Origin of the sequence: Rossellomorea sp. y25 (assembly GCF_038049935.1) — a bacterium.
In the GTDB taxonomy this organism is placed as follows: domain Bacteria; phylum Bacillota; class Bacilli; order Bacillales; family Bacillaceae_B; genus Rossellomorea.
In genome coordinates, this window is sequence record NZ_CP145886.1 from 2,992,710 (window position 1) to 3,006,815 (window position 14,106).

The 14,106-nt window shown below is 40.1% G+C and carries 16 protein-coding genes; 3 read left to right on the forward strand and 13 right to left on the reverse strand.

Annotation, left to right across the window (positions count from 1 at the left end; genetic code table 11):
* The first annotated feature begins 80 nt into the window (after positions 1-80).
* Positions 81-959 (forward strand): hypothetical protein, encoded by an 879-nt coding sequence (locus tag AAEM60_RS15165; RefSeq protein WP_341356592.1) that lies wholly within the window; start codon positions 81-83, stop codon positions 957-959.
* On the opposite strand, the gene AAEM60_RS15170 is transcribed toward AAEM60_RS15165, so the two are convergent.
* The 9 genes from AAEM60_RS15170 to AAEM60_RS15210 form a co-directional block, all read right to left on the reverse strand.
* Positions 956-2,581 (reverse strand): rhomboid family intramembrane serine protease, encoded by a 1,626-nt coding sequence (locus tag AAEM60_RS15170; protein WP_341358008.1) that lies wholly within the window; start codon positions 2,579-2,581, stop codon positions 956-958. The genes AAEM60_RS15165 and AAEM60_RS15170 overlap by 4 nt on opposite strands.
* A gap of 28 nt (positions 2,582-2,609) precedes the next feature.
* Positions 2,610-2,789 (reverse strand): hypothetical protein, encoded by a 180-nt coding sequence (locus tag AAEM60_RS15175; RefSeq protein WP_299738412.1) that lies wholly within the window; start codon positions 2,787-2,789, stop codon positions 2,610-2,612.
* Positions 2,790-2,876: 87 nt separating this feature from the next.
* The gene (locus tag AAEM60_RS15180) at positions 2,877-3,659 is read right to left on the reverse strand and encodes a DUF92 domain-containing protein (RefSeq protein ID WP_299738414.1); all 783 of its coding nucleotides are present in this window, start codon (positions 3,657-3,659) and stop codon (positions 2,877-2,879) included.
* Positions 3,649-4,215, reverse strand: coding sequence for a 5-formyltetrahydrofolate cyclo-ligase (locus AAEM60_RS15185; RefSeq protein WP_341356593.1), 567 nt, complete (start codon positions 4,213-4,215; stop codon positions 3,649-3,651). Before AAEM60_RS15185 ends, AAEM60_RS15180 begins: the two co-directional genes overlap by 11 nt.
* 111 nt (positions 4,216-4,326) lie before the next feature.
* The gene (gene rpmG / locus AAEM60_RS15190; RefSeq protein ID WP_064091498.1) at positions 4,327-4,476 is read right to left on the reverse strand and encodes a 50S ribosomal protein L33; all 150 of its coding nucleotides are present in this window, start codon (positions 4,474-4,476) and stop codon (positions 4,327-4,329) included.
* A 57-nt stretch (positions 4,477-4,533) separates the two neighbouring features.
* Entirely contained in the window at positions 4,534-5,115 is a 582-nt protein-coding gene (locus AAEM60_RS15195; protein WP_341356594.1) for a hypothetical protein, read from the reverse strand.
* Positions 5,116-5,121: 6 nt separating this feature from the next.
* A complete protein-coding gene (locus AAEM60_RS15200) occupies positions 5,122-6,129 on the reverse strand; it encodes a nucleotidyltransferase family protein (protein WP_299738424.1) in 1,008 nt (335 codons plus the stop codon).
* A complete protein-coding gene (locus tag AAEM60_RS15205) occupies positions 6,126-8,441 on the reverse strand; it encodes a glycosyltransferase (protein ID WP_299738425.1) in 2,316 nt (771 codons plus the stop codon). Before AAEM60_RS15205 ends, AAEM60_RS15200 begins: the two co-directional genes overlap by 4 nt.
* Positions 8,438-9,145: a DUF4912 domain-containing protein gene (locus AAEM60_RS15210; RefSeq protein WP_299738426.1), complete on the reverse strand. Its 708-nt coding sequence runs from the start codon at positions 9,143-9,145 to the stop codon at positions 8,438-8,440. The genes AAEM60_RS15205 and AAEM60_RS15210 overlap by 4 nt, the downstream gene beginning before the upstream one ends.
* A gap of 352 nt (positions 9,146-9,497) precedes the next feature.
* On the opposite strand from AAEM60_RS15210, the gene AAEM60_RS15215 reads away from it, so the two are divergent.
* Positions 9,498-9,845, forward strand: coding sequence for a helix-turn-helix domain-containing protein (locus AAEM60_RS15215; RefSeq protein ID WP_299738427.1), 348 nt, complete (start codon positions 9,498-9,500; stop codon positions 9,843-9,845).
* Positions 9,846-9,932: 87 nt separating this feature from the next.
* Here AAEM60_RS15215 and phoU read toward each other — a convergent pair whose 3' ends face one another.
* Positions 9,933-10,592: a phosphate signaling complex protein PhoU gene (phoU, locus tag AAEM60_RS15220; RefSeq protein ID WP_299738428.1), complete on the reverse strand. Its 660-nt coding sequence runs from the start codon at positions 10,590-10,592 to the stop codon at positions 9,933-9,935.
* 87 nt (positions 10,593-10,679) lie between these two features.
* On the reverse strand, positions 10,680-11,480 hold the full coding sequence (pstB, locus tag AAEM60_RS15225; protein ID WP_341356595.1) for a phosphate ABC transporter ATP-binding protein PstB: 801 nt from the start codon (positions 11,478-11,480) through the stop codon (positions 10,680-10,682).
* Between the two features lie 97 nt (positions 11,481-11,577).
* Between pstB and AAEM60_RS15230 the strand changes: the two genes are divergently transcribed.
* A complete protein-coding gene (locus tag AAEM60_RS15230; protein ID WP_341356596.1) occupies positions 11,578-12,141 on the forward strand; it encodes a hypothetical protein in 564 nt (187 codons plus the stop codon).
* Between the two features lie 106 nt (positions 12,142-12,247).
* On the opposite strand, the gene AAEM60_RS15235 is transcribed toward AAEM60_RS15230, so the two are convergent.
* Complete coding sequence (locus AAEM60_RS15235) at positions 12,248-13,873, reverse strand: rhomboid family intramembrane serine protease (RefSeq protein WP_341358008.1); 1,626 nt, start codon at positions 13,871-13,873, stop codon at positions 12,248-12,250.
* Positions 13,874-13,901: 28 nt separating this feature from the next.
* Positions 13,902-14,081 carry a hypothetical protein gene (locus AAEM60_RS15240; protein WP_299738412.1) on the reverse strand — a complete coding sequence of 60 codons (180 nt, stop codon included), beginning with the start codon at positions 14,079-14,081 and terminating at the stop codon, positions 13,902-13,904.
* Positions 14,082-14,106 lie beyond the last annotated feature (25 nt).

The window sequence follows — 14,106 nt, forward strand, 5'->3', positions numbered from 1 at the left end:
TAGAAAACATACATCCTATCATATTGATATCCTGCTCCTCATATTATTTACTAAATGGACATACTACTGGAGTGAACGAAATGAAACAAAGACTAAAAGAAGCCATGCCTTTTCTTGTCATCATGTGCATTGTTGCTCTTGGGATACAATTTATTTACAAGCCTCAAACAGAAGAGAGCATTATTTTTTTCCCGATAAATGAAAATGTTTCCTATGAATCTGCCACTACGATTCTGATGCTTCGACCCGAGAAGAAGAATGATCATTATGAGGTGAATTGGAAGGTGTCTTCAAAGCTTGATACACCGGCCTATTTGCGGCAGGATGTCGGCTTTTTATTTATGAACGGCAGATTGAAGGGACTCATGAATGAGTGGGAACAAAACACCGATCAAATTGTGGAGGAATCAACCATTAAAGGTAAAGAAAGCAGCCTCCTTCAAGCTGTTTCATTCCATTATTCAGAAATTCACGAAACAGAAACAGAGTTTACAAGCGCACAGAAAATGTCTGAAGATGCCTTGTATGTGATTGATTCAAATTTCAGCACGCTAAATGCCTTTCGAGAGCCGGGTACGGATGCAGAAAAAGAATGGAAGAACATTTTGGACAAAGTGACCTCGCAGCAGCTCGACTATCTGTGGGAAAAGGCGATCACTTCCATGCAAATCCCAGTTGAAGAGTATACATCCTTTCCATTAACCCAATTCCCCCAATTAGAAGATCAGCCTTTAGAAGGGTTCACTCAGGGAGAATGGGATCGTCTTATCGGAAACCTATGGGAAGGACTTTATAAAAACTATTATTTAGGAATTAAAAAAGAGGACGGCTCTGTCATTGAGTCAATAGACAGTGCCATCCCACTTATATTAGTGAAAAATGATCGAAAGGAAGTTCTCGTGTTACTGATTGATAAAAACGGAGAAGCTTCTTTACTTAAACAACAGATTTCCATTTAAGTGTTCTCCTGTAATTCTTTATAAAGTTTTTCATATTTTTTATCCTGCCTATTTAATTCATAGGCTTTTTTTGCATGAATAAGAGCTTCCTTTCTTTCCCCTGAATCAATCAGAATTAACGCAAGATTGTAGTGCGCCTCATGAAATTGTTCATTTTCATCAATCGCTGCTTTCAAATGATCTTTCGCAGGTGCTAATTTGTTCAGCTTGATTTCAGAATATGATAGGTAGAAATAGGTCTGAGCATTTGGTGATCCTTCCTCAACTACAGGGAGAAGAATTTTTTCAGCTTCCTCCCACTGTTGATTTGAAATCTTTTCTTGAGCCACACCATTCACCGTGTCAACGTCCCAAGAGGTTGGATCTGTACCAGTACCCCTCGACACAAGCACTCCTATAAGTACGATACTTCCCACCAGAAATAGTAATTGTCGGAGGGGACGGAGAGCATTTGGCAAGCTGACAATTCCTGCTGCGAGAAAACCTCCTATTAACCCACCGATATGCCCTGCATTATCAATTCCCGGAATCGTAAAGCCAAGGACTAAATTCAATAGAATAACCGCAATAATATTGGTGCCCATCGTTCTGAAGAAAATTTTTGGATACAATACACCGAAGTACAGCAGTGCACCAAAACAGCCGAAGATTGCTCCACTTGCTCCTGCAGAAAGATTGGATGTAAAAAGAAAGCTGGCTAGAGATCCCGTGATTCCCGATATCATATAAATGAATATAAATCGGATTCTTCCGAACATTTTCTCCACTGCCGTCCCCAGATAAAATAGGGCGAGTGTGTTCATAAGTAAATGCAGGATACCTATATGTAGAAAAATCGGGGTTACGAGTCGCCACCACTCTCCTTCAATCATGAGAGGATTATACTTAGCACCGAACTCAATCAGTGTTTGCGGATTCTTGCTTCCACCATTTAGTTCGAGAATAAAGAACATGATCAATTGGAGCGCAATGAAGAAATAGGTATAGAACGGCTTTCCTTTTTCAAACAGCTGTCTTTCCTTTTGTATCTGTTTGGAAGAAGCAGTCATGGCCATACTTTTCACCCACTCTACATTGGCTTCCATTACTTCTTTTGGGAGGTCCCATTCTCCTTCACTGAAAAAAGGGTCATGCCTAAGCGTTTCAACACTATGATCACCATGAAGAAGGAGAGGCCGGACGGTCGTCTTTTGATTGTTCATTGGTTCCTGGAACAACTCAGGACCTGAATCTACCGGTGGAAAAGTTGAGACATAGATATTCTTCACTTGAAGCTGCCTTTTCCCCAGGGACTTCCTGATTTTCTCTCCATTTACGGAGGTCAATTCCATATCCCGCTTGACCCAGTTTCCCCAATCTAAATCTTTTAGGACCAAACGAATGACGTTTGCTTCTTTTACCCCGGTGTTTTCCAGCCAAATTTCATCCTGATTAGGAGAGAGATTAAGAATTCGATAGTGTTTAAATTCAACCAAATAGTGAGCTATCTTCCAAAACAAATAATGATATCGTAAATCCACATCATCCACTACTTTCTTTTTAATAGATCCTTTGTCTATCCCTACTATACCGAACCCTTTCTTAAAGTGTAAAACAAAAAAGACTGCAAGAGAGGTTTTCATACCCACTCTACAGTCTTCTTTAGTAATCTCATCCCCTAAATGCACCTTGAATAAATCTTGAGCGAATACCAGGTACCCCCATCGCCGCTTTCACAGCAAATTTTCTAATGAGAAAGTTTCCGAGAAGTACATTTAACAATCGGTATCGATTTGGAATCAGAAAAAGAACCAAACCGCCAAGCACTAACCATTTTGTCCATCCGTTCATGATGATCCCTCCTGATAGTAGTTTGGATCATTATAGAGAAGCTTATCCCACTAAATTTTAAGGAAACGATATTTTCTTTCAATACCGTCAAATGAATATAAGCATAAGTACACCTGCAAAAAGACTTGACAGAGCATTTACAAACTCATTATTTACTAGAGGAATCCCTTTCACTCTTTCTGTGTAATGTCCACAATGAAACGATGACTCTGTTCGAAGTCCACAAACCGGACACCTATACTCCAGTTGCATGAACGCACCCAGAAGTGTATCCAGGATGTTCCCTAAAAACCCAGAAAGGAGAAGGAGCAAAAAGAGAGATAGATCCATATCATTCACCATAATCAGTGAAGCAAGTGAAATAAGGGCAGCCCCTAAGACTGCCGCTACTGTACCTATGATGGAAACAGCACCGGACGTGCCTTTAGGTACTCTCCTGAATGATCTTACTGAAAACGGCATTTTATGACTAAGAGGGCCGATTTCAGAGGCCCATGTATCAGCATTTGCCCCAGCGATTGACGCAATGAAGGCTAGTGTCCAGACTTCGTTTCCCGTAATACTAAATAAAATGGCAAAGATGGCTGCAGGACCTCCGTTAGCCAATACCTGCTGCCAGTCCCTGATGGACGTTTTGGCTAAACGTTCTTCTATTCCTATCTTATTCTTCTTAAAAAGACGTGACCAAACACTTGATGACAGAAAGAATACGCCTAGTATAAACAGTCCCTCAAAGCCGTATGAATAGCCAATTGCAATGCCTATCATTATGGCCATTACAGCGCCTGAGGGACTTAAATTACTGGTTTTCCATCCTGCTGTGGCGATAGAGCAAATAAAAAGCAGAACAAAGAAATACTCAGCGGCCACAATCGATTCGTCCTTTTTCCGTCAGAATCGTTCCGACGGGTATGTCGAATGATTCGATCGGCAATGCCCCGACCATTTGCTCTTCAAAGGCAAGTGATATCGTAATACCTGAATAGGCTGAGAGTAGCCTGTCATAGTATCCCCCTCCGAATCCCAGACGATAGCCAGTTTCCGTATAAGCAAGACCTGGAACAATCATCAATTCAATAACGTCATTATTTACAGCGGTTGACTTGATGGGATCTGGTTCATATAAATCAAAATAGGATTGTTCGAGCTGATGGAAATCACGAAGCTCATAGAATACTAATTCACGTTTTTTTGGAAAACACTTCGGAACAACTACCGTTTTCCCTTCCTCCCAGCCACGCTTGATGATATTCCACGTATTGACTTCCGGAGGCTTTGAAATGGTCACCGCGACGGTGTCGCTCTTTTTCCACTCAGGAGATTCAAAAAGTAATTGTTCTATTCTAAAACATTTTTGTTGAAACGTTATATGATCGATTAATTTTAATGATTGAAGCTGAAGATTCCGTAGTTCTTTTTTAGACATAATATCCCTCCATGCTTACTATACAGATATTATTTTAATGGATTCTCTATGTAAAAGCGATGTTGTAACCGTTTTGAGCATAAAAAAAAGCAGCGGATAAAATCCGGCTGCTTATTTCGTTTCGCGGTGAAGAGTCACACGCTTTAATTTCGGGCAATATTTTTTTAGCTCTAGACGGTCTGGGTTGTTACGCTTGTTCTTAGTAGTAATATAGTTACGCTCACCAGTTTCTGTGCAAGCTAAAGTAATGTTTACACGCATTATTATTTCCCTCCAAACATATACATCTTCTACTATTCATACGACTTTTCTATAATATCACTTTTCTTTTGGAAATGCTAGTCCGTTTTTTATTCTATCGCTTAAATTTGAAACCTCTTCTTCCATTGCCCCTTCAATGGCATATACTTTGCCTTGTTTCACTTCAAAAGGCTTGAATGAAAAGTCTAACATATAGACCATCATATTGAGGCCATTGGTGATCGGATAGTAGTAAAGGCTTCCATTATTTAAGGATCTTTTCCATAGCTGCAAACCTTTCAGATTAAGAGGATAGATGGATTTCTTAACAGACGCAGCGCAGGAAACAATGTTGGTGATGGCAACAAGCTTACCACTGTAATTCCAGAACGTATCCTTCGATAGTGACAGAACCCCAACCCCATCTTCCTTACAAGCCAACCATTCAATTAAAAAGAAAACCTTAAGGTGCCTGCTTTCTTTCGTGGTATTTTCCATTTCGAATGCAAAGGATTCTCCCCATCCTTCCAACCCTTCGTTAATGTTTACACTTATACCGGTAAGGGAGGTTAATTTCTCTGAATAAAGGGGTACATATTCATTATTCCTGCACCAGGCTATTCCTTGGATATGGAACTTTTCATTCGGATTGTCCTTCATTAGCCTCTACACCTTTTGCCAGATTTTTATTTTCATTCCATAATATCTGGCAAGCTCCCTTGCCAGATTTCGTCTGTCAGCCTTGGAATAAATGATGAATCCTCTTTTCGGATCACTAATGATTTTCGTTCGTCCTCCATCTCTATGATCGAAAACAACTTCTTTCTGACTGGAGGAAGAAGGAACGGTTTCCAGTAATTTAGCCAGTACGAATGGTTTCTTTCCATTTGGACACGCTACTTGGAGCCTGGTGATAAACGGCTCCATAAAGTCTTTGGAGTGGTGAAAGCCTTTTTTTATGGAGGGTGGGGCGTACTGACCCTTCATGAGATCATCACGTGCGCTTTTATATTCTTCAGGGTTTCCAATATCTCTCCAATAGGCATTCGTTTTAAATACATAGACTTCCTCATTATTTAAAAGCAGCTGAGGAATGAAATCCTGGCTGAAATCCCTCGCTCCTAAGTGGGCATAACGATCAAGCAGCCGTGGATCTAACATATATACCCCTGTGTTCACTTCATTTCCTACCCACTCTTCCGGCTTTTCAATAAAATCAACCAATTTACGATTTTCGTCTGTATGACAAATCCCATACTCTTTTGGGTTCACTACTTCTTTTGAGACGACGGTCATAACCGCTCTTTTCTCATAATGGAATTCAATGACTTTATCAATTGGAATATTAGTGAATGCATCTCCACTTAACACTAAAAACGGTTCACGCAGCCTGTGCCTGGCGAGAAAGATCCCTCCTGCTGTTCCAAGCGGCTTTTTTTCATCCAGATAGGTAATGTTCACATTGAACCGTTTTCCATCGCCAAAATACTCTTTAATCGTTTCACTTTTATAACAGGTTGTGATTAGAATATCTTTAATTCCATAGGACCTGAGGAGGTTAATGCTGTATTCAAGAATTGGCTTATTCAGAATCGGAACCATTGGCTTTGCAATCGACATTGTATAGGGTCTTAATCGCTTGCCTTCTCCACCTGCCAATATCACGGCCTTCATCTTTTTATGCCTTCTACTTTTGATTGTAGAAGTACATCATCGTACACGTGGATGGTTTGATCCGCGATTCGATCCCAGCTAAACATGGATTGGGCCATTTTGAAACCGAGATTTCCTAGCTGTTCCGATTTTAAGGGATTTTCAATTAATGAGACCAATTGTGTATAAAGACTTTGTTCATGATTGGGCTCAAATAATAAGCCGGTTTGCTCATGTTTCACGATTGATTTCAGTCCTCCCGTATTTGATGCCACCACCCCTTTACGGAAAGCCATTGCTTCCAGTGCAACAATGCCGAATGGCTCGTAAAGGCTTGGAAAGATCACGGCTAAACAATTCTTCAAATAGTCATTCCGCTCCCTATCGGAAATGTATCCGATGAAAGACACACAGTCACTCAATTCTTCTTGGTCTACCACTTGACGATAGTGCTCTAGCATTGGACCTTTCCCAGCTATGATAAATGAGATAGTAAATCCTTCTCTCTTTAACTGTGAGGCTACGCGGATAATCGTGTCGAATCCTTTTTCATGAACCATCCGTCCGATTGAAAAGAAATACGGAGTGGAGCGCTGTTCAAAGCTATAAGGAGAAGATTGATCGAGTTTCTCCAATTCCACACCATTTGGTATCACCGCGATTGGAGCTTCGATGGTAAATAAGCTCTTGATTTCCTCTTTCATATGCTCGCTGCACACGATAAGATGGTCCGATGCACCAATAAGAAGCTGCTCTTCCCGGTGAATCTTGTGTTGCAAATCGGTATAAATCCCCTGATTACGTCCATGTTCCGTAGCATGAATGGTTGTGATGAGCGGAACCCTATAATACTCTTTCAATTTCATCGCTGAAGTGGACACAATCCAATCATGGGCATGAATATGAGTGATTCTTTCATCTTCCATCAGATCATGAGCGTAATGAATGAACGCCTGATTTAAATCAAATACCCACTTAAAGAAATCTTCTTCATATGGATGTAATGGGTGTACACGGTGAATCGTAACCCCTTCCATTTTCTCAAGTGACAGGGCATCATTTGCTTTGGTCGTAAGAACGTGTACCTGTTTCCCTTTTTTCACAAGATTATTAGCCAGATCATACACATGCCTCGAGAGTCCCCCCACAATATTCGGAGGATATTCCCATGAGAGAAGGAGAACAGAATCCTGTTTCTCCTCCTTTTCTTCTGCATTCCCTGCGAAGAGCTTTTCAAGGATTTCATCAGACGGAAAGGGAACGACCCTTTTGCGATGAAGGAATAAATGTTCATCCTTCTGCCCTTCCAGTATCAAATCAAGTAAGCTGTCAAAGTGAACAGACGTCAAGCCATTTTGAATATTCAAACCTTCGAGGCTTGCTACCCATTCCCTCAGCAGTTGATGTGTCCACTCTGTCGGTTCTGCCGATGAATACAGATTGTCAAGTTTCTCTTCCATACGATGGACCATTCGAATATTCTTCATGGCCGTGTCAGATAGAATCGGGGTTTGCTTCTCCATTCCAAGATATCCAAAACCTACTCTGGAAAGAGCAGTAGAAGATTCCATCTTCTCCTCTAATGAGTGTGTGAACTCTTTGGTATTTAATTCAGCGTAGCTTTCTCTATTCTCTATGAAAACAATCGAGAGGGAATGACCGTTCTCTTCCAATGCTCCTATTCTGCCCTCTGAAACCGGTATTAATTTTAAGCCCCTTGGTGTTCTGATTACACCGCTGTCACGTTCTTTTTCACTATGTTCATACGAATAGGAGGAGATAAATGTGTATTCGATTCCTTGCTTAGTAAGGTATAAGTCAATACCCGGTACATACGCTGCCTGTGGTAACCAAAAAACCTTTGGAATCATTTGAAAATACTGCTTATACAACAATGTACTCATTCGAACCTGAGATTCGATCGCTCTCGGGGTCCTGTAGTGAGTCAATGGGAATGAGCTTACCGTCGTAGGGATCACAGTGGCTTTGCCTTCAACCACCAGAGTCTTGTAGGCTTGTACGAAATTCATGTCATGGGTTGACCATTGAGAATAAATCAGCTGCCATTTACTCTTTTCATGCGGCTCGGCTTGCAGAAGGTTGGCTTGAATGATTGAATGGGCTTTCTCTTTAAACTCTTCACTCATAAAAAGTGAAAAGAGGGTAGGGTTCACCACAACAGGTATTGGGGATGCTTCATTTCGTTGAAGGAGATCTAACAGTGCACTATTTTCGATAAGTATAGAAGTGAGAAGATCTTCCCGTTCGTTACATTGTGAAAAAGTCAGTTCGTTAAATTGTGGATATATAATCACTGCCGACGGTCCTTTCATGCCTTTTCCTCCTGATTCATTACATAATACGAATAGGTGCTCACATGCTCCACCCATTTCGGCTCTTTAATTAATCCTTGCTCATATTCAAATAACTCTTTCATACTATGATACTCCTGATGATGGGACGTTCTTGGGGTGTGGAGTACATTGGAACGAGTGAATGCAACAAAGTCACCGGACGGTAAGCGCAATCCAATTTCCATACAGTAGCTTCTGTTTTCCTTTAGACCATTTACAAACCAATCACTCTCCGTATGGGGAACATATGAATCTGTGTATGTGTGGTGATTATGTCCGTTAAAGGAAATCGATGTAATATCATACAAACGAAGGACAAAAGGTTGAGGGTCATGATTCATTTTAAAATGACTTTTTACTTGGCGAATCCATTCTTGAGTAATGTTCCAATAGCAATAGATTCGGGATGACGTTGAGAACATCATCGATAACTCAGTGGCACGCGGATTTTTTGCACGGCGCTTAGGCATCTTCCTTCCAAAAGAAGCTCTCCCTACACGCTTTTTCGGCGTTGTCGGCTCCATCACTTCTACCTGGGCAACCTCACTTCCAGATGAACTTTCAAGAGCCTTCTGATACTTCACCCACTGATATTGAACTTTCCCGACGGTGGTATTCAGCTCTTTGGCAATTTTCCTGAATGATACTCCTTGTTCTTTTAACCGAATGATTTCTGTGATCAAAACAATTCCTCCTAAAGAGTAACCAAATATTATATAATTTCAATCTAAAAATTATGACAATTATCTATGAATTCATCGTAACACCCTATTCAAAAACCTACAATAAACGCATTTTGTCGTATCTTGTTAAACGTGGTGATAATGGGGTTTATCATGCATTTTTTTTGCAAATTATTATGCTGAAATGATAATAAAGCGATTACATTTTTAGAACGACAAGATTCTTTCATAATTGCCCAATGGAATTCGACAAAATATTGGTTAAATCCACAAATTTATCCTTCCATCTTATAGAGATAAGCCACTATCTATGCTATAACTAAAGAAGAATAATACTGCATGAGGTGATTTAGTGGATTTACTATTCATCGGATTAGTAAGTTTCTCAATCCTATTACTAGTCATTTCGTTTTTCCAACGGGATAGGTATCGAGATATTGAAAAAGATATGGAAGAATTATCAATTAATTTCCTTCAGGAACATTATCAGTTAAAGAAAAGAATACGGGTACTGGAAGAAGAGCTGATGGTGGATGGCGATGCCCCTTTCAAAAGGGCAACCCCTGCCAGGAAACCCATTCACGAGGTTGTAAAAAACCAAGTCATTGCATTATACCAACAAGGAATACCTGTCGAACAAATCGCAAAGCAATCTGCACTTTCTAAATCTGAAGTCCAGCAAATTATTTCGAAGCTATAATATAAGATTCATTCATACTTCATTCAAGAAATCGAACAATCATAAAAAAAGCTGCCCTGGTTATGGGCAGCTTTTTTCATCTGAAGACTATTCATTCAAGTCGTAACGACGACCTTTCACAAGATAGAACACACCTTCTGCAATGTTTGTTGAATGATCCGCAGCTCTTTCAAGGTATCTGCAAATGAAAGAGAGCTGAGTAATCTGAGCCGTGAATTCAGGTTTTTCTTTATTGAGTGTCAGAAGCTCTACAATCGTTTCACCATATAAGTCATCAACTTTATCATCCATATCAGCAATTCTCTTCGCTTTCGCCACATCTTCCTCGACAAACGACTCCAATGTGAGCTGAATCATTTCAGATGTTAATGCGTGCATTTCCTTAATATGATGAATCGGTTTGATCAGAGGTTCATTCCCAATACGAATCGTTGATTTCGCTACATTTACAGCGAAATCTGCGATTCTTTCCAAGTCTGAAGCGATTTTGATTGCTACAATGATTCTTCTTAAATCTGTTGCGACCGGCTGTTGTTTAGCTATTGTCAGAATGGCTAAATCATTGATTTCCTCTTCCAGATCATCGGCTTTTTGGTCACCTTCGATAATGGCAAGTGCCGTATCAACATCCTTCTCTTCCAAAGCCACAATACTTCTTTCAAGTGCAATCTTTGCAATATTCCCCAAGTCCATTAGTTTGGTTTGAAGTTCTTTTAAATTCGCATCAAATTGTCCTCTTACTGCCATGATTATGCCCCTTCCTATTTCAACACTTTAGCTTCTCAATAGTAGGAATTAAACACCTATTGGTATTTATCCTTCTTTGAATGTGAATTATCCGAAACGACCAGAAATATAGTCTTCTGTACGCTTATCAGATGGAGTAGAGAAGATTTTATCGGTTTTGTCAAATTCAACTACTTCCCCGTTCAGGAAGAAGGCTGTGCGATCAGAAATACGTGCAGCCTGTTGCATATTATGGGTAACAATAATAATACTGTATTCTGATTTCAACTCTTGAACAAGTTCTTCAATCTTTAATGTAGAAATCGGATCAAGAGCAGAAGTAGGTTCATCCATTAGAATGACATCCGGCTCAATAGCAAGACATCTTGCTATACAAATACGCTGCTGCTGTCCACCCGATAATCCATATGCATTTTGATTCAGACGATCTTTCACTTCATCCCAAATCGCTGCTCCCCTTAAGCTTTTTTCAACAATTTCATCCAGAACTTTTTTGTTTTTAATTCCGTGGATTCGTGGACCATATGCTATGTTGTCATAAATCGACTTCGGGAACGGATTAGGTTTTTGGAAGACCATTCCTACCTTGGTTCTTAATTCCTCAACTCGGTAATTACGATCAAAAATATTACGCTCACGATAAAGGATATCACCTGATGTTTTTACACTTGGGATCAGCTCGATCATACGATTCAGTGTTTTAATATAAGTGGATTTACCACAGCCTGATGGACCAATGATTGCCGTCACTTCATTTTCCATAATATCTAAATCAATATTTTTTAACGCATGATTTGTACCGTACCATAAGTTTAGCTGCTTTGTTTGATATACAGGCTCTTTTCCCACTGAACTTTTGCTCGTACCTCTTTTATTGTTGTTCACCATTGTTGTTTTAAATGAAAATGTTTCCTATGAATCTGCCACTACGATTCTGATGCTTCGACCCGAGAAGAAGAATGATCATTATGAGGTGAATTGGAAGGTGTCTTCAAAGCTTGATACACCGGCCTATTTGCGGCAGGATGTCGGCTTTTTATTTATGAACGGCAGATTGAAGGGACTCATGAATGAGTGGGAACAAAACACCGATCAAATTGTGGAGGAATCAACCATTAAAGGTAAAGAAAGCAGCCTCCTTCAAGCTGTTTCATTCCATTATTCAGAAATTCACGAAACAGAAACAGAGTTTACAAGCGCACAGAAAATGTCTGAAGATGCCTTGTATGTGATTGATTCAAATTTCAGCACGCTAAATGCCTTTCGAGAGCCGGGTACGGATGCAGAAAAAGAATGGAAGAACATTTTGGACAAAGTGACCTCGCAGCAGCTCGACTATCTGTGGGAAAAGGCGATCACTTCCATGCAAATCCCAGTTGAAGAGTATACATCCTTTCCATTAACCCAATTCCCCCAATTAGAAGATCAGCCTTTAGAAGGGTTCACTCAGGGAGAATGGGATCGTCTTATCGGAAACCTATGGGAAGGACTTTATAAAAACTATTATTTAGGAATTAAAAAGAGGACGGCTCTGTCATTGAGTCAATAGACAGTGCCATCCCACTTATATTAGTGAAAAATGATCGAAAGGAAGTTCTCGTGTTACTGATTGATAAAAACGGAGAAGCTTCTTTACTTAAACAACAGATTTCCATTTAAGTGTTCTCCTGTAATTCTTTATAAAGTTTTTCATATTTTTTATCCTGCCTATTTAATTCATAGGCTTTTTTTGCATGAATAAGAGCTTCCTTTCTTTCCCCTGAATCAATCAGAATTAACGCAAGATTGTAGTGCGCCTCATGAAATTGTTCATTTTCATCAATCGCTGCTTTCAAATGATCTTTCGCAGGTGCTAATTTGTTCAGCTTGATTTCAGAATATGATAGGTAGAAATAGGTCTGAGCATTTGGTGATCCTTCCTCAACTACAGGGAGAAGAATTTTTTCAGCTTCCTCCCACTGTTGATTTGAAATCTTTTCTTGAGCCACACCATTCACCGTGTCAACGTCCCAAGAGGTTGGATCTGTACCAGTACCCCTCGACACAAGCACTCCTATAAGTACGATACTTCCCACCAGAAATAGTAATTGTCGGAGGGGACGGAGAGCATTTGGCAAGCTGACAATTCCTGCTGCGAGAAAACCTCCTATTAACCCACCGATATGCCCTGCATTATCAATTCCCGGAATCGTAAAGCCAAGGACTAAATTCAATAGAATAACCGCAATAATATTGGTGCCCATCGTTCTGAAGAAAATTTTTGGATACAATACACCGAAGTACAGCAGTGCACCAAAACAGCCGAAGATTGCTCCACTTGCTCCTGCAGAAAGATTGGATGTAAAAAGAAAGCTGGCTAGAGATCCCGTGATTCCCGATATCATATAAATGAATATAAATCGGATTCTTCCGAACATTTTCTCCACTGCCGTCCCCAGATAAAATAGGGCGAGTGTGTTCATAAGTAAATGCAGGATACCTATATGTAGAAAAATCGGGGTTACGAGTCGCCACCACTCTCCTTCAATCATGAGAGGATTATACTTAGCACCGAACTCAATCAGTGTTTGCGGATTCTTGCTTCCACCATTTAGTTCGAGAATAAAGAACATGATCAATTGGAGCGCAATGAAGAAATAGGTATAGAACGGCTTTCCTTTTTCAAACAGCTGTCTTTCCTTTTGTATCTGTTTGGAAGAAGCAGTCATGGCCATACTTTTCACCCACTCTACATTGGCTTCCATTACTTCTTTTGGGAGGTCCCATTCTCCTTCACTGAAAAAAGGGTCATGCCTAAGCGTTTCAACACTATGATCACCATGAAGAAGGAGAGGCCGGACGGTCGTCTTTTGATTGTTCATTGGTTCCTGGAACAACTCAGGACCTGAATCTACCGGTGGAAAAGTTGAGACATAGATATTCTTCACTTGAAGCTGCCTTTTCCCCAGGGACTTCCTGATTTTCTCTCCATTTACGGAGGTCAATTCCATATCCCGCTTGACCCAGTTTCCCCAATCTAAATCTTTTAGGACCAAACGAATGACGTTTGCTTCTTTTACCCCGGTGTTTTCCAGCCAAATTTCATCCTGATTAGGAGAGAGATTAAGAATTCGATAGTGTTTAAATTCAACCAAATAGTGAGCTATCTTCCAAAACAAATAATGATATCGTAAATCCACATCATCCACTACTTTCTTTTTAATAGATCCTTTGTCTATCCCTACTATACCGAACCCTTTCTTAAAGTGTAAAACAAAAAAGACTGCAAGAGAGGTTTTCATACCCACTCTACAGTCTTCTTTAGTAATCTCATCCCCTAAATGCACCTTGAATAAATCTTGAGCGAATACCAGGTACCCCCATCGCCGCTTTCACAGCAAATTTTCTAATGAGAAAGTTTCCGAGAAGTACATTTAACAATCGGTATCGATTTGGAATCAGAAAAAGAACCAAACCGCCAAGCACTAACCATTTTGTCCATCCGTTCATGATGATCCCTCCTGATAGTAGTTTG

Excerpts from the sequence above, each read along its gene's own strand:
- AAEM60_RS15195 (WP_341356594.1), bottom strand. The coding sequence starts at position 5,115 with ATGAAGGACAATCCGAATGAAAAGTTCCATATCCAAGGAATAGCCTGG.
- rpmG (WP_064091498.1), bottom strand. The coding sequence starts at position 4,476 with ATGCGTGTAAACATTACTTTAGCTTGCACAGAAACTGGTGAGCGTAAC.
- AAEM60_RS15205 (WP_299738425.1), bottom strand. The coding sequence starts at position 8,441 with ATGAAAGGACCGTCGGCAGTGATTATATATCCACAATTTAACGAACTG.
- pstB (WP_341356595.1), bottom strand. The coding sequence starts at position 11,480 with ATGGTGAACAACAATAAAAGAGGTACGAGCAAAAGTTCAGTGGGAAAA.
- phoU (WP_299738428.1), bottom strand. The coding sequence starts at position 10,592 with ATGGCAGTAAGAGGACAATTTGATGCGAATTTAAAAGAACTTCAAACC.
- AAEM60_RS15235 (WP_341358008.1), bottom strand. The coding sequence starts at position 13,873 with ATGAAAACCTCTCTTGCAGTCTTTTTTGTTTTACACTTTAAGAAAGGG.
- AAEM60_RS15185 (WP_341356593.1), bottom strand. The coding sequence starts at position 4,215 with ATGTCTAAAAAAGAACTACGGAATCTTCAGCTTCAATCATTAAAATTA.
- AAEM60_RS15170 (WP_341358008.1), bottom strand. The coding sequence starts at position 2,581 with ATGAAAACCTCTCTTGCAGTCTTTTTTGTTTTACACTTTAAGAAAGGG.
- AAEM60_RS15165 (WP_341356592.1), top strand. The coding sequence starts at position 81 with ATGAAACAAAGACTAAAAGAAGCCATGCCTTTTCTTGTCATCATGTGC.
- AAEM60_RS15200 (WP_299738424.1), bottom strand. The coding sequence starts at position 6,129 with ATGAAGGCCGTGATATTGGCAGGTGGAGAAGGCAAGCGATTAAGACCC.
- AAEM60_RS15175 (WP_299738412.1), bottom strand. The coding sequence starts at position 2,789 with ATGAACGGATGGACAAAATGGTTAGTGCTTGGCGGTTTGGTTCTTTTT.
- AAEM60_RS15240 (WP_299738412.1), bottom strand. The coding sequence starts at position 14,081 with ATGAACGGATGGACAAAATGGTTAGTGCTTGGCGGTTTGGTTCTTTTT.